The organism is Pseudomonas petrae, from assembly GCF_021728295.1.
GTDB classification, from domain to species: domain Bacteria; phylum Pseudomonadota; class Gammaproteobacteria; order Pseudomonadales; family Pseudomonadaceae; genus Aquipseudomonas; species Aquipseudomonas petrae.
In genome coordinates this window covers 341,485-362,027 of sequence record NZ_JAKJXE010000004.1, presented here as the reverse complement: position 1 = coordinate 362,027, position 20,543 = coordinate 341,485, and the positions used below count along the sequence as shown (strand labels likewise).

Genomic DNA, 20,543 nt, shown 5'->3' with positions numbered 1-20,543 from the left:
GACGCTAGGGCAAATCCAAAGCCGACATCGCGGTTTGGCCTTCGGGCAGACTCAGGCGCCGGCATCGCGGTTCCAGCCGCAAGGCACAATCAGCCAACCCGTCGCGCCAACTCTGGCACAACCCTTGCTCTTCCTCTGTCACGCAACACCGAACCCCTTGGATAGTGACGGATTATTGGCATGGCGAAGAGCGACGACGCAGCAGTGGCGGACCCCGCAAAAAAGGGCAAGTTGAAAGTCATCATCCTGATTGTGGTGGGGCTGCTGCTGGCCATCGGTGTGTCGGTAGGCGCGACCTGGTTCATCATGCACAAGGCCGAGAGCAAGCCGGATGCAGCCGCCGTGGCCGAAGCGGCGAATGCCAAAAAAGAGGCGATCTTCGAACCCCTGACGCCGCCCTTCGTCGTCAACTACAACGTCAACGGCCGTCAGCGCTACATGCAGGTCAGCATCACCTTGCTGGCCCGTGACCACGCCGACCTCGAAGCGTTGAAAGCGCACATGCCGGTCATCCGTAATAACCTGGTGATGATGTTCTCCGGTCAGCCATTCGATACCATCGCAACGCCGGTGGGTATGGAAATGCTGCGCCAGAAGGCGGCAGCCGTGGTCCAGGAAGTGGGCCAGAAAGAGCTGAGCAAGAGCGTGATCGAACAGGTACTTTTCACTAACTACGTACTGCAGTAGGACCACGACATGGCCGTGCAAGACCTGCTGTCCCAGGATGAGATCGACGCGCTGCTGCATGGCGTCGACGACGGACTGGTACAGACCGATAGTGTTGCCGAGCCTGGCAGCGTAAAAAGTTATGACCTGACCAGCCAGGATCGCATCGTCCGCGGACGCATGCCGACCCTGGAAATGATCAACGAGCGTTTCGCCCGTTACACCCGCATCAGCATGTTCAACCTGCTGCGCCGCTCGGCCGACGTGGCCGTGGGTGGTGTGCAGGTGATGAAGTTCGGCGAATACGTGCACTCGCTGTACGTGCCGACCAGTCTCAACCTGGTCAAGATCAAACCCCTGCGCGGCACCGCGCTGTTCATCCTCGATGCCAAGCTGGTGTTCAAGCTGGTGGACAACTTCTTTGGCGGCGACGGCCGTCACGCCAAGATCGAAGGGCGTGAATTCACCCCGACCGAACTGCGCGTGGTGCGCATCGTGCTGGATCAGGCCTTCATTGATTTGAAGGAAGCCTGGCAGGCAATCATGGAAGTCAACTTCGAGTACATCAACTCGGAAGTGAACCCGGCCATGGCCAACATCGTTGGCCCGAGCGAAGCAATCGTGGTGTCCACCTTCCATATAGAACTGGACGGCGGTGGCGGCGATCTTCACGTGACCATGCCGTATTCAATGATCGAGCCGGTGCGCGAAATGCTCGACGCCGGATTCCAGTCGGATGTCGACGATCAGGACGAACGCTGGGTCAACGCGCTCAAGCAGGATGTGCTCGACGTGTCGGTGCCGTTGCGCGTCGCGGTCGCCACGCGTCAGCTCAAGCTGCGCGACATCCTGCACATGCAGCCGGGCGATGTGATCCCTGTCGAGCTGCCGGAACACCTGGTCATGCGCGCCAACGGCGTGCCGTCCTTCAAGGTCAAACTGGGTTCGCACAAGGGCAACCTGGCCCTGCAAGTGGTCGAACCGATAGAACGCCGCTGACGCTCCGTCGCCGGCAAAACGAATGTGCTGCGTAAACGAATCAATGTTCCCCGAGGACAACCATGGCTAATGACAACGAAATGAATTCCGCCGACGACCAGGCTTTGGCCGATGAGTGGGCGGCTGCACTGGGTGAATCCGGGGACGGTCAAGCGGACATCGACGCGCTGCTGGCGGCCGACGCGGGCAACTCCGCCAACCGCATGTCGATGGAAGAGTTTGGCGGCCTGCCGAAAAGCAACGGCGCGGTCACTCTGGATGGCCCGAACCTGGACGTGATCCTTGATATCCCGGTGTCGATTTCCATGGAAGTGGGCAGCACCGATATCAACATTCGCAACCTGCTGCAGCTCAACCAGGGCTCGGTGATCGAGCTGGACCGTCTGGCCGGCGAGCCGCTGGACGTGCTGGTCAACGGCACCCTGATCGCCCACGGCGAAGTGGTTGTGGTGAATGAGAAGTTCGGCATCCGTCTGACCGACGTGATCAGCCCGAGCGAACGTATCAAGAAGCTGCGTTAAGTGCGCGGCGTGATCAGAACCCTGTCGAGCCTGCCGCTGCTGGCGTTGTCCTGGGCGGTGATGGCGGCCGATCCGGCGACGCCTGCCGCGCCTGCAGCCACGACGACGACTGCGACTGCAACGCCTGCGGTCGCCGCGCCGGTGGCCGGTACGTTGAACGGCGGGATCGGCGGCCAGTTGCTGCAACTGGTGCTCGGTCTGCTGCTGGTGATCGGGTTGATCTTCGTGCTGGCCTGGCTGATGCGCCGTGTGCAGCGCGCGGGGCCGGCCGGCAATCAGGTGATCAAGCTGGTCGGCTCCCGCGCCCTGGGGACTCGCGATCGGCTGGTGCTGGTGCAGGTCGGCAACGAACAGGTTCTGCTTGGCGTCTCGCCCGGCAGTATCACCGCGTTGCACGTGATGAACGAGCCGGTCGAGGTCCCTGACGCGCAAGGCGTGCAGCCGGAATTCGCCAGGCGTTTGCTGGAAGCGCTGGGCAACAAAGGCGCGGCCGGGCCACGCACGGGTAAAAACGTGTTCGGTGGTGCCGGTAAAAACGCAGGTACGCCAGGCACAACGGGCGCGACACGTACTACGGATCAGAAGGACACGAACTGATGCGCATTGTTTTGACGCTGCTGCTGTTGCTTGCAGCGCCGCTGGCGTTCGGCGCCGATCCGTTGTCGATCCCGGCCATCACGCTAGGCACCGGCGCCAACGGCCAGCAGGAATATTCGGTCAGCCTGCAGATCCTGCTGATCATGACCGCGCTGAGCTTCATCCCGGCGTTTGTCATGCTGATGACCAGCTTCACGCGGATCATCATCGTCTTCTCGATCCTGCGTCAGGCCCTCGGCCTGCAACAGACGCCGTCCAACCAGATCCTCACCGGCATGGCGTTGTTCCTGACCCTGTTCATCATGGCCCCCGTGTTTGATCGAGTGAACACCGACGCCTTGCAGCCGTACCTGGCGGAAAAACTCACCGCCCAGGACGCCGTGGCCAAGGCCGAAGTGCCGATCAAGGATTTCATGCTGGCGCAGACCCGCTCCAGCGACCTTGAGCTGTTCATGCGCTTGTCCAAACGCACCGACATTCCGACCCCTGACGCGGCGCCGCTGACGATTCTGGTGCCGGCGTTCGTGACCTCCGAACTGAAAACGGCGTTCCAGATCGGCTTCATGATTTTCATCCCCTTCCTGATTATCGACCTGGTGGTGGCAAGCATCCTGATGGCCATGGGCATGATGATGCTGTCGCCGCTGATCATTTCCCTGCCGTTCAAAATCATGCTGTTCGTGCTGGTGGATGGCTGGGCGCTGATCATAGGCACCCTGGCCGGCAGTTTTGGTGGCGTATGAATCAATCTGACGTGGAGTGCGCAGCATGACCCCGGAAGTAGCAGTCGACCTGTTTCGCGAAGCGCTTTGGCTGACCACGACCATGGTCGCCATTCTGGTGGTGCCGAGCCTGATCGTCGGCCTGATCGTCTCAATGTTCCAGGCCGCGACGCAGATCAACGAACAGACCTTGAGCTTCCTGCCACGCCTGCTGGTCATGCTGGTCACGCTGATCGTGGTCGGCCCGTGGATGGTGCGCACCTTCATGGAGTACATCACCAATCTGTACACCAGCATTCCCCAAGTGATCGGCTGACCCCTCGATGGAACCTGTGCTGGCGTTGACCGACACCCAGATCAGCACGTGGGTGGCGGCGTTCATGCTGCCGCTGTTTCGCATCGGCGCCCTGCTGATGACCATGCCGATCATCGGAACCACGCTGGTGCCCAAGCGGGTGCGGCTGTATTTCGCGCTGGCGATCACGGTCGTGGTCGCGCCAAGCCTGCCGCCCATGCCCGCCGTGCACGCCCTCGATCTCAGCGGACTGCTGCTGATCGCGCAGCAGATCCTCATCGGCGCCGGGATGGGCCTGTCGTTGCAGCTGTTTTTCCAGGCCTTCGTGATCGCCGGGCAGATCATCGGGATCCAGATGGGCATGGGCTTCGCGTCCATGGTCGACCCGGTCAACGGGGTGTCGGTGGCGACCATCGGACAGTTCCTCACTATGCTCGTGACCCTGCTGTTCCTGGCCATGAACGCGCACCTGGTGGTGTTCGAGATCCTCATCGAGAGCTTCACCACCTTGCCGGTGGGGCAGGGCATCAGTACGGCGGACATCTGGCTGCTGGTGATGCGTCTGGGTTGGGTGCTCGGCGCGGCCCTGGTGTTGGTGCTGCCGGCCATCGCTGCGCTGCTGGTGGTGAACATCGCCATGGGCGTGATGACCCGCTCGGCGCCGCAGCTGAATATCTTTTCGATCGGTTTTCCGCTGACGCTGGTGCTGGGCATGGTGATTCTGTGGATCACCCTCGGCGACATTCTCAATCAATACCAACCGCTGGCGGTCGACGCCCTGCAGTTGCTCAGAGACCTGGTCAAGGCGCGCTGACATGGCCGAAAGCGAGAGTGGTCAGGACAAGACAGAAGACCCCACGGACAAACGCAAACGCGATGCCCGGGAGAAGGGCGAGATCGCCCGCTCCAAGGAGCTCAATACCGTTGTCGTGATGATCGTGGGCGCTGCGGGGCTGCTGGCGTTTGGCGGGTCCATGGCGGAAATGATGATGCAATTGATGCGCGACAATTTCACCATCACCCGCGAGGCGATTCTCGACGAGCGCAGCATGGCGATCATGCTGATGGCCTCGGGCAAGGCGGCGTTATTGTCGGTGCAGCCGATTCTGCTGGCGTTGACCGTGGCGGCGTTCGTCGGTCCCATTTCCCTCGGTGGCTGGCTGTTTGCCGCAGGCTCGCTGGCGCCCAAGTTCAGCCGCATGAACCCGGCCGCCGGCATCAAGCGGATGTTCTCGCCCAAGGCGCTGATCGAGCTGCTGAAGTCGCTGGCCAAGTTTTTGATTGTGCTGGCGGTGGCGCTGGTGGTGCTGATGAAGGACAAGGGCGATCTGATTTCCATCGCCCACGAGCCGCTGGAGATGGCGGTGGTGCACAGTTTGCAGTTGGTGGGTTGGAGCACGCTGTGGATGGCGCTGGGCCTTCTGATCATCGCGGCGATCGATGTGCCGGTGCAGTTGTGGGAGGCCCACAAGAAGCTGCTGATGACCAAGCAGGAGGTGCGCGATGAGCACAAGGACAGTGAGGGGCGGCCGGAGGTCAAGCAGCGGATTCGTCAGTTGCAGCGGGAGATGTCGCAGCGGCGGATGATGGCGGCGATTCCCGAGGCGGATGTGATTATCACGAACCCGACGCATTATGCGGTGGCGCTCAAATATGACGCGGAGCGGGGCGGCGCGCCGATTCTGTTGGCCAAGGGCAGTGATTTCATGGCGCTGAAGATTCGGGAGATTGCGGCGCAGCATCAGATTTTGTTGTTGCAGTCGCCGGCGCTGGCGCGGTCGATTTATTACAGTACGGAGTTGGATCAGGAGATTCCGGCGGGGTTGTATCTGGCGGTGGCGCAGGTGTTGGCGTATGTGTATCAGATTCGGCAGTATCGGGCGGGACGTGGCAAGCGGCCTGATCCGCTTAGGGATAATCTGCCGATTCCGCCGGATTTGAGGCGGGATTCGTAAGTCTTCTTCAGGATCTTCAAGATCAAGAGCGTCTGCCTGGGGGCAGACTGTTTCGCCTTCGGCGAGTTACTTGATAAAGCCCCAAGTAACCAAGGGCTTGTGCTCCTGGTTGGGCTCCTCCTGCGTCGGAGTACCCTCACTCCGGTCTCGCTCCGTGGGCCCGCGCCGAACGGACATCCATGTCCTGACGGCGCTCTCGCCGCATCCATGCGGCTCGGCCCACTGCGCGAGACCTGCGTTCAGCCTGCACCCAAGTCGCGATTGGCGGTGACTGAACCTTTGTGTATGAAGATCAAGAGCGCTGCGCAGATCAAGAGCTTCCCGGCTGAAGCCGGTCCTACAGGTGCGCGCGGTCTGTTAGTGGGACCGGCTTCAGCCGGGAAGAGGCCGGTGTGTTCACCATCAATTTCGCAGCGTGCCTGCTGACGTCTTCCCGGCTAAAGCCGGTCCTACTAACCGCGTATACCTGTAGGACCGGCTTCAGCCGGGAAGCTTTTGATCTGCTTTTGATCTTCTACGCGGTAGTCCAAACACCACAAAACGCGACTTGGGTGCAGGCTGAACGCAGGTCTCGTGGAGTGGGCCGAGCGGCATGGATGCCGCGAGAGCCGCCCCCCGCCATGGATGGCGGATGGCGGCGGGCCCACGGAGCGAGACCGGAGTGAAGGAAGGGCCCAACCAGGAGCAGGCACTTTTGCTTACTTTTGGTGCTTTTCAAAAGTAACTCGCCGAAGGCGAAACAGTCTGCCCCCAGGCAGACGCCCTTGATCTTCGTGCTTAGGGCCGCCCCAAGCCTGATGACAGCGCGAACAAAAACCGTCTAGAGTAGCCGCAGTCCCCTTCAAGGCCTCGCCACTTGACCATTCGATCGAATGCAGCGCAATCCACTGATGCTCAATCCAGCGCCGAGGCATTGAATGTGCTGATGCAGGCCTGCGGGAAAGGTAATCGGTTGGCGTTCGAAGCGATGTATCACGCCACGTCGGCAAGGCTGTTTGGTATCTGCCTGCACTATTCCGGCAATCGGGCCGAGGCTGAAGAGGTGCTCCAAGAGGTGTACATCATGGCGTGGCTGAAGGCATCTCGATTCGATCCGCAATTGGCCAGCGCCATGACCTGGCTGGCGACGATGGCGCGCAACAAGGCGATTGACCGGCGCAGGGCCCATCGCCGTCATGACCCTCTTGAAACGATCCCCGAATTATCCACGCAGGACTCCATCCCGGACTCCCTCGAGCGCGAGCAGCAGGGCAGTCAGCTGGACCGCTGCCTTGAAACCCTGGAAGAAGCGCAGCAGCGCTATATCCGCGTCGCGTTCTTTGAGGGCTGTTCCTATGCCGAGCTGGCCGAGCGCCACGGTATTGCGCTGGGGACGATGAAAAGCTGGATTCGTCGCGGGTTGCTTCGACTGCGTTTGTGCCTTGGCCTATGAACGAGAACTCAGTGCCTCCCGACGAGACCCCGGACCTGCTGATCGCGGAGTACGTGCTTGGCGTGCTCAGCCGCGAAGAGCGTGATCGGGTGGAGGCGATGATTGCGCTGGAGCCTCGCCATCAACGCGCGATGGCGCAATGGCAGGAGCAGTTCGCCGAGTGGCTCGGTCAATTGCCCGCGTCCAGTCCTCCGGTGGGTACCTGGGGCAGGATTGAGCAGCGGTTGTTTGCGGGTGCCAGCCATCCGCCGTCACGTGCGTCAGGCTGGTGGAACAACCTCGGGCTCTGGCGTTGGACGACAGCCGCGCTGGCTGCCGGGTTGCTGGCATCAGTGCTGACACTTCAGCAACCTGCTTCGGGGCCGGGGCCTGCGCTGCTGGCGCGTCTCGATCAGAGCGACGGCAATACGCTGTTTGCCGCCACGATCAGCCCCGACCGGCGAGGCGTGCTGTTCGTCAACACGCACCACGCCGACTGGCCGGGCAAGAGTGCCGAAGCGTGGGTGATCGCCGCCGATGGCAAACCCCGGTCGCTGGGCCTGCTGCCGGCCAATGCCTCCGCAACGTTAAACGTAACGCCGCAACTGGCTGACCTGCTCGCCAGCGGCGCAGTGCTCGCCGTCACCCTTGAGCCGCTGAACGGGTCACCGAATGGGCAGCCAACCGGACCGGTCGTCGCCCAGGGAAAAATATCTTCACTTTGATGCATCCGTTCCGGCACCTGCTTCGTATATCTCTCACCTTCATCCGAAGGACCTAAGAATCTGGGAGAAGTACCATGTTGACCATTGCTAAACGCATTGCCGCTGCCTCCTTCGCCGCCCTTTGCCTTGCTGCATCGCCAGGCTTTGCCGCCGACACGGTCATGGTCGGTGGCGCCGCCATGTACCCGAGCAAGACTATTGTCGAGAACGCCGTCAACTCCAAGGACCACACGACTCTGGTGGCGGCGGTCAAAGCTGCCGGTCTGGTGGACACGCTGAACAGTAAGGGCCCGTTCACCGTCTTCGCCCCCACCAATGAAGCCTTTGCCAAACTGCCGGCCGGCACCGTCGACACGCTGGTCAAGCCTGAGAACAAAGCGGACTTGACCAAAATTCTGACGTACCACGTCGTCGCCGGTACCCACACCGCCAAACAATTGATGGCGGACGCCAAAATGAACGGCGGCAAGGTGATGCTGAAAACCGTACAAGGCGAATCCCTCACCGTGATGCCCCATGACGGCAAGCTGCAGGTGATGGACGCCAAAGGCGGTAAAAGCACGGTCAGCATCGCGGACGTGATGCAGTCGAACGGCGTCATCCACGTGGTCGACACGGTGCTGATGCCGTAACCACTGGCGTAATCGCTGCTACACCCGGTGGACATCAGCCCTGTCCACCGGGGTCCAGGGCCTGACTTGGCGACTGACGCCATGTCGAGCAACGGACTCCCTCTGCTCATCCCCTCGTACCGCCGCTGTTCCCCGCGCACATTTATTTTCAAATCCCTGCATCCAGTTCGTTCTCTCCCGGGTAGTACAAGAAGTAGCGATGGCTGCTGACCTGTTTATCTAATGGAGAGATGGCATGAACGCTAAAAAATTGCTGGGCACGTTCGGTGTTTCATTGGCAGCCACTTGCCTGTTGGCCGCGGCGCCGGCGGCGTACGCGCAGATGGCGTTGCCTGACGCGGTCAAGGTTCCGGACGGTCACAAGATCGCGATGGAGGCCGTGGGGGTGGGCGAGATTACCTATGAGTGCCGCGACAAGCCCAATGCGGCCGGTCAGACCGAATGGACGTTCGTCGGCCCGAACGCGGTGTTGAATGATCGCAGTGGCAAGCAGGTCGGCACGTACTTCGGCCCGCCCGCCACCTGGCAGGCCGCTGACGGTTCGAAGATCACCGGCACGCAGCTCGCCGTGGCCCCCGCCGGGACGGGCGATATTCCGTATCAGCTGGTGAAAGCCAATCCTGCGGAAGGCAAGGGCGCGATGAGCAACGTCAGTTACATCCAGCGGGTGGCGACCAAAGGCGGTGTGGCGCCGAAGATGGAGTGCTCGATGGCCACCAAAGGCAAGCGTGAAATCGTGAAATATCAGGCGGACTATATTTTCTGGGCCGCCAAGTAGACCAACGTCCCACGTCATGCCGTGTCGCTGACGCACAAAGTCATCTACGCTGCACCGACGCAACCCCGACCTTTGGGTCGGGGTATTTCTTTTCGTTGGTGGTTGAACATTTTGTCCCTACCTGAAGACTGTTTTGACTACGAAGCCTGTCTGGCTGCCTGCGCTCAGGGCGAGCGGCGGGCCTTGCACGACCTCTACACCCAGGAAAGCGCACGTCTGCTCGGCGTCGCCAAGCGGATCGCCCGCAGCGACGCGCTGGCCGAGGACATCGTGCACGACGCCTTTATCAAAATCTGGACCCGCGCCGGCAGTTTCGACCCGGCACGAGGCACTGCCCGTGGCTGGATCTTCAGCGTCACGCGGCATCTGGCGCTGAACTTCATGCGTGATAACGCGCACATCATTCAGGTCAGCGAGCAAAGCGAAAGCGCGGTGCTGGCCGAGGCTGCACTGGACGTCGCAACCGAAGTCGACACCTTCGAATACCGCGCCCGCTCGGGGCGTATCTACGGGTGCCTCGAGCAACTGGAACCGGCGCGTCGCAACTGCATTCTTCATGCGTACGTAGACGGTTACTCGCACTCGGAGATCTCGCAGAAAGTGGGCGCGCCGCTGGGCACGGTGAAAGCCTGGATCAAACGCAGTCTGGTGGCATTGCGGGAGTGCATGGGATGACAGGCTATCCGTCAAAAGACAGCGCCGACGAACTGGACGCACTGGCCAGCGAGTACGTATTGGGCACGTTGCCGGCCGCGCAACGACTCGACGTCAAAAACCGCCTCGTCACGGACGCCGACTTGCGTGCGGCGGTGGACGCATGGGAAGGGCGCCTGCTGGCCTTGACCGAACTCGCCGAACCAATGACCCCAAGCCCGCGGCTGTGGGGACGGATCGAGCGCAGCTTGACCCGCCACGACCGCCGGGCTCCGGTACAGACGCCCGCCGTGAAGCCGCATGCGTGGTGGGATCTTTTACCCCTGTGGCGCGGACTTGCCGGCGCAGGACTCGTTGCGACCCTGTTGCTGGGCTCGATGCTCCTGACCAGAACCGCCCCGGTGAACCCCACGACTTATCTGGTGGTGCTGGTTGCCCCACAGAACCAGGCCCCCGGCTGGGTCATCCAGGCCAACAACCCGGAAGAAATCCAGCTGATACCGCTAGGCGCCACCCAAGTCCCCACCGACAAGGCCCTCCAATTTTGGACCAAAGCCGACGGCTGGCAGGGCCCTGTGTCCCTGGGCCTGGTCAAACCCGGCCAGAGCCTCTCCATCCCCGTAAACAAACTGCCGCCGCTGCAACCCAACCAACTTTTCGAACTCACCCTCGAAAACCCCAACGGCTCCCCGACCGGTAAGCCTACCGGGCCGATTCAATTCATCGGGCGCGCTGTGAAAGTGATCTGAACCCACTGGCCTCAACCAGAAGACGCGGAGTGTCGTGGGCGGCATTCCCACGCGGAGCGTGGGAACGATCAAGCGCGGGCTTGCTGGCGAACCCAGGGTGTCAGGGATTGAAATGCAGCCGAACCACCGCGTTCGCGGGCAAGCGCGCTCCTACAGTGGAATGCATTCAGCCATCAAATGTCAGCGCCTGAACGGGCCTCTTCCCGGCTAAAGCCGGTCCTACAAGGGCACCGCGTGCAGTCAGTGGGACCGGCTTTAGCCGGGAAGCTCTTGACCTGCTTTGCCTTTGATCTTCCTACGCAAAAAGTCCGGACACCACAAAACGCGACTTGGGTGCAGGCCGAACGCAGACGACGCGGAGTGGGCCGAGCCGCATGGATGCGGCGAGAGCGCCGTCAGGACATGGATGTCCGTTCGGCGCGGGCCCACGGAGCGTCGTCGAAGTGAGGGAACCCGACGAAGTCGGGCCAAGCCAGGAGCAGGCACCTTTGGTTACTTGGGGTGCTTTTCCAAGTAACTCGCCGAAGGCGAAACAGTTCTGCCTCCGGCAGAACCCAGTCAGCCGGAACAGCGCGACCTGTCGCCGACCCCAAATCTAAATACTGGCACTCTGATATTTTCACCCAATCCCAAATGTTGGACCCCTTCTTGCAATAACCCCGATACAACGCTTCGGCGTCAAAAGATTGATTTAACGCGCAGGTGCCCATCGGTGGAACGCTCTCAGATAATCTCCCACGCCAGAACCGGATTGATCGGCCTGGGCCGTGGACAACTTGGCGTACCGCTGCTGCTCCTCGTCATGCTCGCCATGATGATGCTGCCCATGCCGCCGTTCCTTCTGGACGTCTTCTTCACCTTCAACATCGCCCTGTCCATCGTTGTCCTGCTCGTCTGTATCTACGCCCTGCGGCCCCTCGACTTCTCCGTATTCCCGACCATCCTCCTCGTCGCCACCCTGTTGCGACTGGCACTCAACGTCGCCTCCACCCGCGTCGTCATGCTCCACGGCCAGGACGGCCATGCCGCCGCCGGTAAAGTCATCCAGGCGTTCGGTGAAGTCGTCATCGGTGGCAACTACGTCGTCGGTGTCGTCGTCTTCGCCATCCTCATGATCATCAACTTCGTCGTCGTCACCAAAGGTGCCGGCCGGATCTCCGAAGTGAGCGCACGCTTCACCCTCGACGCCATGCCCGGCAAACAGATGGCCATCGACGCCGACCTCAACGCCGGCCTTATCGACCAGCCTGAAGCCAAACGCCGTCGCCTCGAAGTCGCCCAGGAAGCCGAGTTCTACGGCTCCATGGACGGTGCCAGCAAGTTCGTGCGCGGTGACGCCATCGCCGGCCTGCTGATCCTCTTCATCAACCTCATCGGTGGCGTACTGGTGGGTGTCCTGCAGCACAACATGAGCTTTGGCGACGCCGCCAAGGTGTACGCGCTGTTGACCATCGGTGACGGTTTGGTGGCGCAATTGCCCTCCCTGCTGCTGTCCACCGCTGCCGCGATCATGGTGACCCGAGCCTCGGGTTCCGAAGAAATGGGCAAACTGGTCGGCCGTCAGATGTTCGCTTCCCACAAGGCGCTCGCGGTGTCCGCCGGGATCATGATCGTCATGGGTCTGGTCCCGGGCATGCCGCACTTTTCCTTCCTCAGCCTCGGTCTGGTGGCTGCCGGCGGCGCCTACCTGCTGTGGAAGAAACAGAGCCAGGTCAAGCTGGCCGCCGTGCAAGAGGTCAAGCGTCAGCAAGAGCTGCTGCCATCGCCGACCCGCGCGCAGGAATCCAAGGAACTGGGCTGGGACGACGTCACCCCGATCGACATGATCGGCCTGGAAGTCGGCTACCGGCTGATTCCGCTGGTGGACCGCAACCAGGGTGGTCAGTTGCTGGCGCGGATCAAGGGCGTGCGCAAGAAGCTCTCCCAGGAGCTGGGCTTCCTCATGCCGACCGTACACATTCGCGACAACCTCGATCTGGCGCCCAGCGCCTATCGCCTGACGCTGATGGGCGTGACCCTGGCCGAAGCCGAGATCTACCCCGACCGCGAACTGGCCATCAACCCCGGCCAGGTGTTTGGCAGCCTCAACGGCATCACTGCCAAAGACCCGGCGTTTGGTCTGGAGGCTGTCTGGATCGAAATCAGCCAGCGCGCCCAGGCGCAATCCCTCGGCTACACCGTGGTGGACGCCAGTACCGTGGTGGCGACCCACTTGAACCAGATTCTCTACAAGCACTCTCATGAACTGATCGGCCACGAGGAAGTCCAGCAATTGATGACCCTGCTGGCCAAGGGATCGCCAAAACTGGCGGAAGAACTGGTGCCGGGCGTGCTGTCGCTGTCGGCCCTGCTGAAGGTGCTGCAGGCGCTGCTCGCCGAACAGGTGCCGGTTCGCGACATCCGCTCCATCGCCGAAGCCATCGCCAACAACGCTGCGCGTAGTCAAGATACCGCCGCGCTGGTGGCTGCCGTACGGGTCGGATTGTCCCGCGCAATCGTCCAAAGCATTGTCGGCATTGAGCCGGAGCTGCCTGTGATCACCCTTGAGCCAAGGTTGGAACAGATATTGCTAAATAGTCTGCAGAAGGCAGGTCAGGGTCAGGAAGAAGGCGTTCTCCTCGAACCGAGCATGGCTGAGAAACTTCAGCGCTCGTTGATCGAAGCGGCGCAGCGTCAGGAGATGCAGGGGCAGCCGGTTATTTTGTTGGTCGCAGGTCCGGTTCGCGCCATGTTGTCCCGCTTTGGACGGTTGGCTGTACCGAATATGCATGTTTTGGCTTATCAGGAAATTCCTGACAATAAGCAAGTCACCATCGTAGCGACTGTCGGGCCTAACGGCTGAGGTAGTGAGTCATGCAAGTTAAGCGTTTTTTCGCCGCCGATATGCGACAAGCCATGAAACTGGTTCGCGATGAGCTGGGCGCTGAAGCCGCCATCATCGGGAACCGGCGGATCGCCGGCGGCGTGGAACTGACCGCCGCCCTGGATTACAAGTTGTCTGCGCTGGCCCCGCGTGTGCCGAACATCGAACTCGAAGAAGAGCTGCGCAAGACCCAGTCGCGCATCGTTACCGCTCAGGCTGAGCTGACCCACCGCAGCGAGCTGGACACTGTCGCCAATCGCCAGTTGTTCGTGGGCCTGGCGATGGATGACAGCAAGCAGATTGAGCCGACTCTGGAAGAACCGTTTCGCCCGTCGATCCACGCCGCTGTGGCCGCCGAACGCGCCGAGCGCAAGGCCGAGCCGGCGGTGGGCGATCGTGCCTACGAAGCGATGCGCTCCGAATTGAACGGCCTGCGCGAACTGCTGGAAGTCCAGCTGGGCTCGCTGGCCTGGAACCAGCTGCAAGGCAGCCGTCCGCAGCAGGCCAATCTGTGGCGCCGTCTGCAACGTGTCGGCCTCTCCGGTCCGCTGTCCCGCGATCTGCTGGCGATGGTCCCGGAATCCAACGATCAGGCCCACACCTGGCGCATGCTGCTGGCCCATCTGGCCCGCATGATTGCCACGCCGGACGTCGAGCCACTGGAAGAGGGCGGTGTGATTGCCATGGTCGGCCCTGCCGGCATGGGCAAAACCACCACGCTGGCTAAACTGGCGGCCCGATATGTGTTGAAATACGGCGCGCAAAATATCGCGCTGGTGAGCATGGACAGTTTCCGCATTGGCGCTCAGGAACAGCTGAAAACCCTGGGTCGGATCCTCAATGTACCGGTCACCCACGTCGACCCGGGCCAGTCCCTGGCACAGGCGCTGGAACCGTTATTGCGCAAGCGCGTGGTGTTGATCGACACCGCTGGCCTGCAAGCCAGCGATCCGGCACTGCGTCTGCAACTGGAAACCCTCGCCGGGCGTGGCATCAAGGCGCGCAACTACCTGGTGCTGGCGACAACCAGCCAGAAGCAGGTGCTGTCAGCGGCTTATCACAGTTACAAACGTTGCGGCCTGGCCGGGTGCATCCTGACCAAGCTCGACGAAACGGCCAGCCTGGGCGAAGTGCTCAGCCTGGCCGTGACACACGAACTGCCTGTGGCCTATCTCACCGATGGCCCACGGATACCGGATGATCTGCATTTGCCGCGTCGGCACCAATTGGTGAGCCGGGCTGTCAGCGTGCAGATGCAGGAGGAGCCAAGCGAGGAAGCGATGGCGGATATGTTTGCGGATCTTTATCACAGCACCGGCAAGCGCGCGGGCTAGGTAGAGAAAATGACAGTGGAATTTTCCTGCATCGATGGTCTGCCAGGCATTGTTCAGACACTGAACGTGCAGCCCGACATGTGGCTTAGGTCTAAGCAAGACAAGGTAAACAATTAACATGGGCAGCATGCATCCCGTACAGGTTATCGCGGTGACCGGTGGCAAAGGTGGCGTAGGCAAGACCAACGTTTCAGTGAATCTTTCACTGGCGCTGGCCGAGCTGGGACGTCGCGTCATGTTGCTGGACGCCGATCTGGGTCTGGCCAACGTCGACGTATTGTTGGGTCTGACCCCCAAACGCACCCTGGCTGACGTCATCGAAGGGCGGTGCGAGCTGCGCGATGTCCTGCTGCAAGGCCCGGGCGGCGTGCGCATCGTGCCGGCGGCATCGGGCACCCAGAGCATGGTCCACCTGACCCCGGCGCAGCATGCCGGGCTGATTCAGGCGTTCAGTGACATCGGCGACAACCTTGACGTGCTGGTCATCGATACCGCTGCCGGCATCGGCGAGTCGGTGGTGAGCTTTGTCCGCGCCGCTCAGGAAGTGCTGTTGGTGGTGTGCGACGAGCCCACGTCGATCACCGACGCCTACGCCCTGATCAAACTGCTCAACCGCGATTACGGCATGAACCGCTTCCGCGTCCTGGCCAACATGGCTCAGAGCCCGCAGGAAGGGCGCAACCTCTTCGCCAAGCTGACCAAAGTCACCGACCGTTTTCTCGACGTGGCCCTGCAGTATGTAGGCGCCGTGCCGTACGACGAATGCGTACGCAAGGCCGTGCAGAAACAGCGCGCCGTGTACGAAGCATTTCCGCGTTCTAAATGTGCGCTGGCGTTCAAGGCCATCGCGCAGAAAGTTGACACCTGGCCGCTACCGGCGAACCCGCGCGGCCACCTGGAATTTTTCGTAGAACGCCTCGTGCATCAAACCAGCGCAGGGCCCGTCTCATGACAGCAAGTGGCTATCGCATGTACAGCAAATCATCCAAAGACTCCCAGTATGAGCTGATCGAGCGTTATGCCCCGCTGGTCAAACGAATCGCCTACCACTTGCTGGCGCGTCTGCCGGCCAGCGTGCAGGTCGAGGACTTGATCCAGGCGGGCATGATTGGCTTGCTCGAAGTCTCGACCAAATACGACTCCACCAAAGGGGCCAGCTTCGAGACGTACGCGGGTATTCGTATCCGTGGCGCGATGCTCGACGAAGTGCGCAAGGGGGACTGGGCACCGCGCTCGGTCCACCGCAACACGCGCATGGTCAGTGACGCGATTCGTGCAATCGAAGCAAAAACCGGCCGTGACGCTAAAGATCACGAGGTTGCTGCCGAACTTGAATTGAGTCTCGACGATTACTACGGGATTTTGAACGATACCCTGGGCAGCCGTCTGTTCAGTTTCGACGACCTGTTGCAGGACGGCGAACATGAAGGGCTGCACGAGGAAGGCGCGAGCCAGTCCCTCGAACCGTCGCGGGATCTGGAAGACGAGCGCTTCCAGGCTGCGTTGGCCGAGGCCATTGCCAACTTGCCCGAACGTGAGCGCCTGGTGTTGTCGCTGTACTACGACGAAGAGCTGAACCTCAAGGAAATCGGTGAGGTCCTGGGGGTCAGCGAGTCGAGGGTCAGCCAGCTGCACAGCCAATGCGCGGCGCGGTTGCGCGGTCGTCTTGGCGAGTGGCGCGCACGTTCATGAATAGGCGCAGGCCGCGAGGCCTGCGTGTTGCGTGTAAGACCGGCTGTGCAAGACGTGAGCGGGAAACAAAAGAGACACGGCAGGAGTCGGTCGAACCGGGTCGTAGATGATCCGGTTTCGCTGCGCTCGTCCCGGTCAATTCCAACCCCCCTTGATATTCGGCACAGCCGGTATTGATTGAACGCGCGTTCAGGTGCTGAACGCGTTAAAGACTGCTTGGAGGTCGAATTGGACAAGAACATGAAAATCCTCATCGTTGATGACTTCTCAACGATGCGGCGGATCATTAAAAACCTGTTGCGTGACCTTGGGTTCACCAACACGGCCGAAGCAGATGACGGACTCACCGCATTGCCGATGCTGCAAAGCGGCGCCTTTGACTTCCTCGTCACTGACTGGAACATGCCGGGCATGTCCGGCATCGACCTGTTGCGTCAGGTGCGTGCCGACGAGCGTCTGCGCAGCCTGCCGGTGCTGATGGTCACTGCCGAAGCCAAGCGCGAGCAGATCATCGAAGCCGCTCAGGCCGGTGTGAACGGCTACGTGGTGAAGCCGTTCACCGCGCAAGTGCTCAAAGAAAAAATCGAAAAGATATTCGAGCGCGTCAATAGCTGATGTCCGCTGCGAGGGCGCTATGGATTCCAAAGATTCGACAATGGGTGACTTTGAGTTAACCCTGAAGAAACACGCACAAGAGCTGGTCTCGAGCCTTGAAAAAGGCAAGTTCGGCGACGCTGTGCAACTGATCCATGAGCTTAACCAGACCCGCGACCGCGGCCTGTATCAGGAAGTCGGCAAACTGACGCGCGAGCTGCACAGCGCGATCGTCAACTTCCAGATCGACCCGAACATGCCGCAGGCCGAGGAGGTCTCCCAGATCACCGACGCCACCGAGCGGCTGTCGTACGTCGTCAGGCTGACCGAAAACGCGGCCAACCGGACCATGGACCTGGTTGAGCTGAGCACGCCGTTGATGAGCGGGCTCAGTGCTGACGCCAAGTCGTTGAGCGCCGATTGGGGACGCTTCATGCGTCGCGAGATCAGCGCCGAAGAGTTTCGTGATCTGGCCCGCCGCGTCGATGTGTTCCTGACCCGCAGCGAGAAGGAGACGACCGAGGTCTCTGCGCATCTGAACGACATTCTGCTGGCCCAGGATTTCCAGGACCTTACCGGTCAGGTGATCAAGCGCGTGACCACGCTGGTCACGGAAGTCGAGCGCAATCTGCTCAAGCTGGTGCTCATGGCGAGCCAGGTGGATCGCTTCGCGGGCATCGAGCACGACCAGGAAGAGTTCCGTCAGCAAAAAGAACAAGAAAAACTTCACTCCAAGGGTGAAGGTCCGCAGATTCATGCCGATAAACGTGAAGACGTTGTATCCGGACAGGATGATGTTGACGATCTGCTATCCAGCCTCGGATTCTGATTCGGTCATTCTGATTCGGACTCCAGGTTTTCTGTGAAAGTGGCTGCTGGACCGGCGCGCCAATGCTTCGACGAAAGCAATGCGCGCAGGCCGTCAGTGCAGCCTCCGGATCGGTTTGACGGTTAATTTTAGGAGCACCCCCCAATGAGCTTCGGCGCCGATGAAGAAATCCTTCAGGATTTTCTGGTAGAGGCCGGCGAGATTCTCGAGCTGTTGTCAGAGCAGTTGGTCGAGCTGGAAAGCCGGCCAGACGATGCGGACCTGCTCAATGCAATTTTTCGCGGTTTTCACACTGTAAAAGGGGGCGCCGGCTTCCTCCAGCTCAACGAGCTGGTTGAATGCTGTCACATCGCCGAGAACGTGTTCGACATCCTGCGCAAGGGTGAACGCCGCGTCGACTCGGAGCTCATGGACGTGGTGCTCGAAGCACTCGACACCGTCAACAGCATGTTCGGTCAGGTGCGCGAGCGTTCCAGCGTCACCCCGGCCACGCCTGAATTGCTGGCCGCGCTGGCTCGCCTGGCCGAGCCGGCATCGGCAGAAGAAATCGCTGCGGAGCCGGTGGTTGAAGAGCCGGTTGCCGAAGCACCGTCCGAAGACATCACCGATTATGAGTTCGAACAGCTTCTGGATTCGCTGAACGCCGTCAAGGCGCAAGCGGCAGGGGCGCCTGCTTCGGCTGCAGCGGTGTCTGCACCTATAGCAGCGGCACCTGCGGCTCCGGTTTCCGCTGCACCGGCCGGCACTGCGGCCAGCGATGAAATCACCGACGCCGAATTCGAATCACTCCTTGATCAACTGCATGGCAAAGGCCAGTTCGCCGTCGATGCCGTGCAACCGTCGGCCGCTGTGGCGCCATCTGCCGCACCGGCCAGTGACGAAATCACTGACGACGAATTCGAGTCGCTGCTGGATCAGTTGCACGGCAAAGGCTCGTTCTCGCCGGATGCCGTTGGCGCTGCTGCTCCGGCTGCCGCTGCACCTGCCGCGCCGGTTGCGCCCGCTGCCCCGTCGAAAGCCGCTGCCTCGGACGAAATCACCGACAACGAATTCGAAGACCTGCTGGATCAGTTGCACGGCAAAGGCAAGTTCGAACCTGCCGTCGCTGGCGCCCCACCTGCTGCTGCACCTGCTGCTGCACCGGCCAGGAAGCCTGAGCCTGTCAAAGCCGAACCGGCTAAAGCAACGCCTGCCGCTGTGGTTCCGGCCAAAGCCGCTCCTGCTGCCGCCCCTGCACCGGCTCGTGCTGCTGCTCCGGCGCCCAGCGAAAAACCGCCGTCTGAAGCGGAAACCACCGTGCGCGTCGACACCGCGCGGCTGGACGAGATCATGAACATGGTCGGCGAACTGGTGCTGGTGCGTAACCGCCTCGTGCGTCTGGGCGCCAACAGCGCCGACGAAGCCATGTCCAAGGCCGTGTCCAACCTGGACGTGGTCACCGCTGACCTGCAGACCGCGGTCATGAAGACCCGCATGCAGCCGATCAAGAAAGTGTTCGGTCGCTTCCCGCGACTGGTTCGCGATCTGGCGCGTCAGCTGAAGAAAGAAATCAGCCTTGAACTGGTGGGTGAAGAAACCGACCTGGACAAGAACCTCGTCGAGGCCCTGGCCGACCCGCTGGTCCACTTGGTGCGCAACGCGGTCGATCACGGTATTGAGTCGCCGGAAGAGCGGGAAGCGTCGGGCAAGCCCCGGAACGGTCGTGTGATTCTGGCGGCCGAACAGGAAGGCGATCACATCCTGCTGTCGATTTCCGATGACGGCAAAGGCATGGACCCTGCGGTTCTGCGTGCGATCGCGGTCAAGCGTGGTGTGATGGACAAGGATGCAGCGGATCGCCTCAGCGACACCGACTGCTACAACCTGATCTTCGCGCCGGGCTTCTCGACCAAGACCGAGATTTCCGATGTGTCCGGGCGTGGCGTGGGCATGGACGTGGTGAAAACCAAGATCGCCCAGCTCAACGGCTCGATCAGCATCAATTCCACCAAAGGCCTGGGCTCGAAGATCATCATCAAGGTGCCGCTGACCCTGGCGATCATGCCGACGCTGATGGTCATGCTCGGCAACCAGGCCTTCGCGTTCCCGCTGGTCAACGTCAACGAGATCTTCCACCTGGACCTCTCGACCACCAACGTCGTCGATGGTCAGGAAGTGGTGATCGTGCGCGACAAGGCACTGCCACTGTTCTACCTCAAGCGCTGGCTGGTCAGTTCGGCGGCCCACGAGGAGCAGCGCGAAGGTCATGTGGTGATCCTGTCGGTGGGCACGCAACGCATCGGCTTCGTCGTCGACCAGTTGGTCGGCCAGGAAGAAGTGGTCATCAAGCCGCTGGGCAAAATGCTGCAAGGCACGCCAGGCATGTCGGGCGCCACCATCACCGGTGATGGCCGCATCGCACTGATTCTCGATGTCCCGAGCATGCTCAAACGCTACGCGGCACGACGGATTGGTTAAGCAGTGTGGGACCGGCTTCAGCCGGGAATATGGCGGGGGAACACCCGTGATTTTGTGGTGTGACACCTGA

At 61.2% G+C, this 20,543-nt stretch carries 20 protein-coding genes and 1 pseudogene; all 21 read left to right on the top strand.

Annotated elements, in window-relative coordinates; all coding sequences use genetic code 11:
• Nucleotides 1–180: 180 nt before the first annotated feature.
• Nucleotides 181–687 (top strand): flagellar basal body-associated protein FliL, encoded by a 507-nt coding sequence (gene fliL / locus L4G42_RS09335; RefSeq protein ID WP_237251447.1) that lies wholly within the window; start codon nucleotides 181–183, stop codon nucleotides 685–687.
• Nucleotides 688–696: 9 nt separating this feature from the next.
• Complete coding sequence (gene fliM, locus L4G42_RS09330) at nucleotides 697–1,665, top strand: flagellar motor switch protein FliM (RefSeq protein ID WP_237251446.1); 969 nt, start codon at nucleotides 697–699, stop codon at nucleotides 1,663–1,665.
• Nucleotides 1,666–1,727: 62 nt separating this feature from the next.
• A complete protein-coding gene (gene fliN / locus L4G42_RS09325) occupies nucleotides 1,728–2,186 on the top strand; it encodes a flagellar motor switch protein FliN (RefSeq protein ID WP_237251445.1) in 459 nt (152 codons plus the stop codon).
• Nucleotides 2,187–2,663: pseudogene (gene fliO, locus L4G42_RS09320) on the top strand (flagellar biosynthetic protein FliO); the annotation flags it as partial. It lies immediately after the preceding gene.
• Between the two features lie 119 nt (nucleotides 2,664–2,782).
• Nucleotides 2,783–3,526, top strand: a complete 744-nt coding sequence (gene fliP / locus L4G42_RS09315) for a flagellar type III secretion system pore protein FliP (RefSeq protein ID WP_237251444.1) — start codon at nucleotides 2,783–2,785, stop codon at nucleotides 3,524–3,526.
• A gap of 25 nt (nucleotides 3,527–3,551) precedes the next feature.
• Complete coding sequence (gene fliQ, locus L4G42_RS09310) at nucleotides 3,552–3,821, top strand: flagellar biosynthesis protein FliQ (RefSeq protein ID WP_065987304.1); 270 nt, start codon at nucleotides 3,552–3,554, stop codon at nucleotides 3,819–3,821.
• A gap of 7 nt (nucleotides 3,822–3,828) precedes the next feature.
• Complete coding sequence (gene fliR, locus L4G42_RS09305) at nucleotides 3,829–4,614, top strand: flagellar biosynthetic protein FliR (protein ID WP_237251443.1); 786 nt, start codon at nucleotides 3,829–3,831, stop codon at nucleotides 4,612–4,614.
• Nucleotide 4,615: 1 nt separating this feature from the next.
• Complete coding sequence (gene flhB / locus L4G42_RS09300) at nucleotides 4,616–5,755, top strand: flagellar biosynthesis protein FlhB (RefSeq protein ID WP_237251442.1); 1,140 nt, start codon at nucleotides 4,616–4,618, stop codon at nucleotides 5,753–5,755.
• Between the two features lie 925 nt (nucleotides 5,756–6,680).
• Nucleotides 6,681–7,187, top strand: coding sequence for a sigma-70 family RNA polymerase sigma factor (locus L4G42_RS09295; RefSeq protein ID WP_237254380.1), 507 nt, complete (start codon nucleotides 6,681–6,683; stop codon nucleotides 7,185–7,187).
• A gap of 11 nt (nucleotides 7,188–7,198) precedes the next feature.
• The gene (locus L4G42_RS09290; protein ID WP_237259704.1) at nucleotides 7,199–7,891 is read left to right on the top strand and encodes an anti-sigma factor; all 693 of its coding nucleotides are present in this window, start codon (nucleotides 7,199–7,201) and stop codon (nucleotides 7,889–7,891) included.
• 74 nt (nucleotides 7,892–7,965) lie between these two features.
• The gene (locus L4G42_RS09285; RefSeq protein WP_237254377.1) at nucleotides 7,966–8,523 is read left to right on the top strand and encodes a fasciclin domain-containing protein; all 558 of its coding nucleotides are present in this window, start codon (nucleotides 7,966–7,968) and stop codon (nucleotides 8,521–8,523) included.
• Between the two features lie 235 nt (nucleotides 8,524–8,758).
• Entirely contained in the window at nucleotides 8,759–9,301 is a 543-nt protein-coding gene (locus L4G42_RS09280) for a DUF3455 domain-containing protein (RefSeq protein ID WP_237254376.1), read from the top strand.
• Between the two features lie 111 nt (nucleotides 9,302–9,412).
• Nucleotides 9,413–9,976, top strand: coding sequence for a sigma-70 family RNA polymerase sigma factor (locus L4G42_RS09275; protein WP_237254375.1), 564 nt, complete (start codon nucleotides 9,413–9,415; stop codon nucleotides 9,974–9,976).
• A complete protein-coding gene (locus L4G42_RS09270; protein ID WP_237254374.1) occupies nucleotides 9,973–10,704 on the top strand; it encodes an anti-sigma factor in 732 nt (243 codons plus the stop codon). The genes L4G42_RS09275 and L4G42_RS09270 overlap by 4 nt, the downstream gene beginning before the upstream one ends.
• Before the next feature lie 712 nt (nucleotides 10,705–11,416).
• Nucleotides 11,417–13,546 (top strand): flagellar biosynthesis protein FlhA, encoded by a 2,130-nt coding sequence (gene flhA, locus L4G42_RS09265; RefSeq protein WP_237254373.1) that lies wholly within the window; start codon nucleotides 11,417–11,419, stop codon nucleotides 13,544–13,546.
• 11 nt (nucleotides 13,547–13,557) lie between these two features.
• Complete coding sequence (flhF, locus tag L4G42_RS09260; RefSeq protein ID WP_237254372.1) at nucleotides 13,558–14,901, top strand: flagellar biosynthesis GTPase FlhF; 1,344 nt, start codon at nucleotides 13,558–13,560, stop codon at nucleotides 14,899–14,901.
• A gap of 118 nt (nucleotides 14,902–15,019) precedes the next feature.
• On the top strand, nucleotides 15,020–15,853 hold the full coding sequence (gene fleN, locus L4G42_RS09255) for a flagellar synthesis regulator FleN (protein WP_062385964.1): 834 nt from the start codon (nucleotides 15,020–15,022) through the stop codon (nucleotides 15,851–15,853).
• Nucleotides 15,850–16,593 (top strand): RNA polymerase sigma factor FliA, encoded by a 744-nt coding sequence (fliA, locus tag L4G42_RS09250; RefSeq protein WP_237254371.1) that lies wholly within the window; start codon nucleotides 15,850–15,852, stop codon nucleotides 16,591–16,593. Before fleN ends, fliA begins: the two co-directional genes overlap by 4 nt.
• Before the next feature lie 240 nt (nucleotides 16,594–16,833).
• Nucleotides 16,834–17,208 (top strand): chemotaxis response regulator CheY, encoded by a 375-nt coding sequence (locus L4G42_RS09245; RefSeq protein ID WP_172612850.1) that lies wholly within the window; start codon nucleotides 16,834–16,836, stop codon nucleotides 17,206–17,208.
• A 19-nt stretch (nucleotides 17,209–17,227) separates the two neighbouring features.
• Nucleotides 17,228–18,016 carry a protein phosphatase CheZ gene (locus L4G42_RS09240; RefSeq protein WP_237254370.1) on the top strand — a complete coding sequence of 263 codons (789 nt, stop codon included), beginning with the start codon at nucleotides 17,228–17,230 and terminating at the stop codon, nucleotides 18,014–18,016.
• A gap of 144 nt (nucleotides 18,017–18,160) precedes the next feature.
• Nucleotides 18,161–20,473, top strand: coding sequence for a chemotaxis protein CheA (locus L4G42_RS09235; RefSeq protein WP_237254369.1), 2,313 nt, complete (start codon nucleotides 18,161–18,163; stop codon nucleotides 20,471–20,473).
• Nucleotides 20,474–20,543: the final 70 nt, after the last annotated feature.

Bases quoted from the DNA above. Each gene is read 5' to 3' on its own strand.
- fliL (WP_237251447.1), top strand. From the start codon at position 181: ATGGCGAAGAGCGACGACGCAGCAGTGGCGGACCCCGCAAAAAAGGGC.
- fliM (WP_237251446.1), top strand. From the start codon at position 697: ATGGCCGTGCAAGACCTGCTGTCCCAGGATGAGATCGACGCGCTGCTG.
- fliN (WP_237251445.1), top strand. From the start codon at position 1,728: ATGGCTAATGACAACGAAATGAATTCCGCCGACGACCAGGCTTTGGCC.
- fliP (WP_237251444.1), top strand. From the start codon at position 2,783: ATGCGCATTGTTTTGACGCTGCTGCTGTTGCTTGCAGCGCCGCTGGCG.
- fliQ (WP_065987304.1), top strand. From the start codon at position 3,552: ATGACCCCGGAAGTAGCAGTCGACCTGTTTCGCGAAGCGCTTTGGCTG.
- fliR (WP_237251443.1), top strand. From the start codon at position 3,829: ATGGAACCTGTGCTGGCGTTGACCGACACCCAGATCAGCACGTGGGTG.
- flhB (WP_237251442.1), top strand. From the start codon at position 4,616: ATGGCCGAAAGCGAGAGTGGTCAGGACAAGACAGAAGACCCCACGGAC.
- L4G42_RS09295 (WP_237254380.1), top strand. From the start codon at position 6,681: ATGCAGGCCTGCGGGAAAGGTAATCGGTTGGCGTTCGAAGCGATGTAT.
- L4G42_RS09285 (WP_237254377.1), top strand. From the start codon at position 7,966: ATGTTGACCATTGCTAAACGCATTGCCGCTGCCTCCTTCGCCGCCCTT.
- L4G42_RS09280 (WP_237254376.1), top strand. From the start codon at position 8,759: ATGAACGCTAAAAAATTGCTGGGCACGTTCGGTGTTTCATTGGCAGCC.
- L4G42_RS09270 (WP_237254374.1), top strand. From the start codon at position 9,973: ATGACAGGCTATCCGTCAAAAGACAGCGCCGACGAACTGGACGCACTG.
- flhF (WP_237254372.1), top strand. From the start codon at position 13,558: ATGCAAGTTAAGCGTTTTTTCGCCGCCGATATGCGACAAGCCATGAAA.
- fleN (WP_062385964.1), top strand. From the start codon at position 15,020: ATGGGCAGCATGCATCCCGTACAGGTTATCGCGGTGACCGGTGGCAAA.
- fliA (WP_237254371.1), top strand. From the start codon at position 15,850: ATGACAGCAAGTGGCTATCGCATGTACAGCAAATCATCCAAAGACTCC.
- L4G42_RS09245 (WP_172612850.1), top strand. From the start codon at position 16,834: ATGAAAATCCTCATCGTTGATGACTTCTCAACGATGCGGCGGATCATT.
- L4G42_RS09240 (WP_237254370.1), top strand. From the start codon at position 17,228: ATGGATTCCAAAGATTCGACAATGGGTGACTTTGAGTTAACCCTGAAG.
- L4G42_RS09235 (WP_237254369.1), top strand. From the start codon at position 18,161: ATGAGCTTCGGCGCCGATGAAGAAATCCTTCAGGATTTTCTGGTAGAG.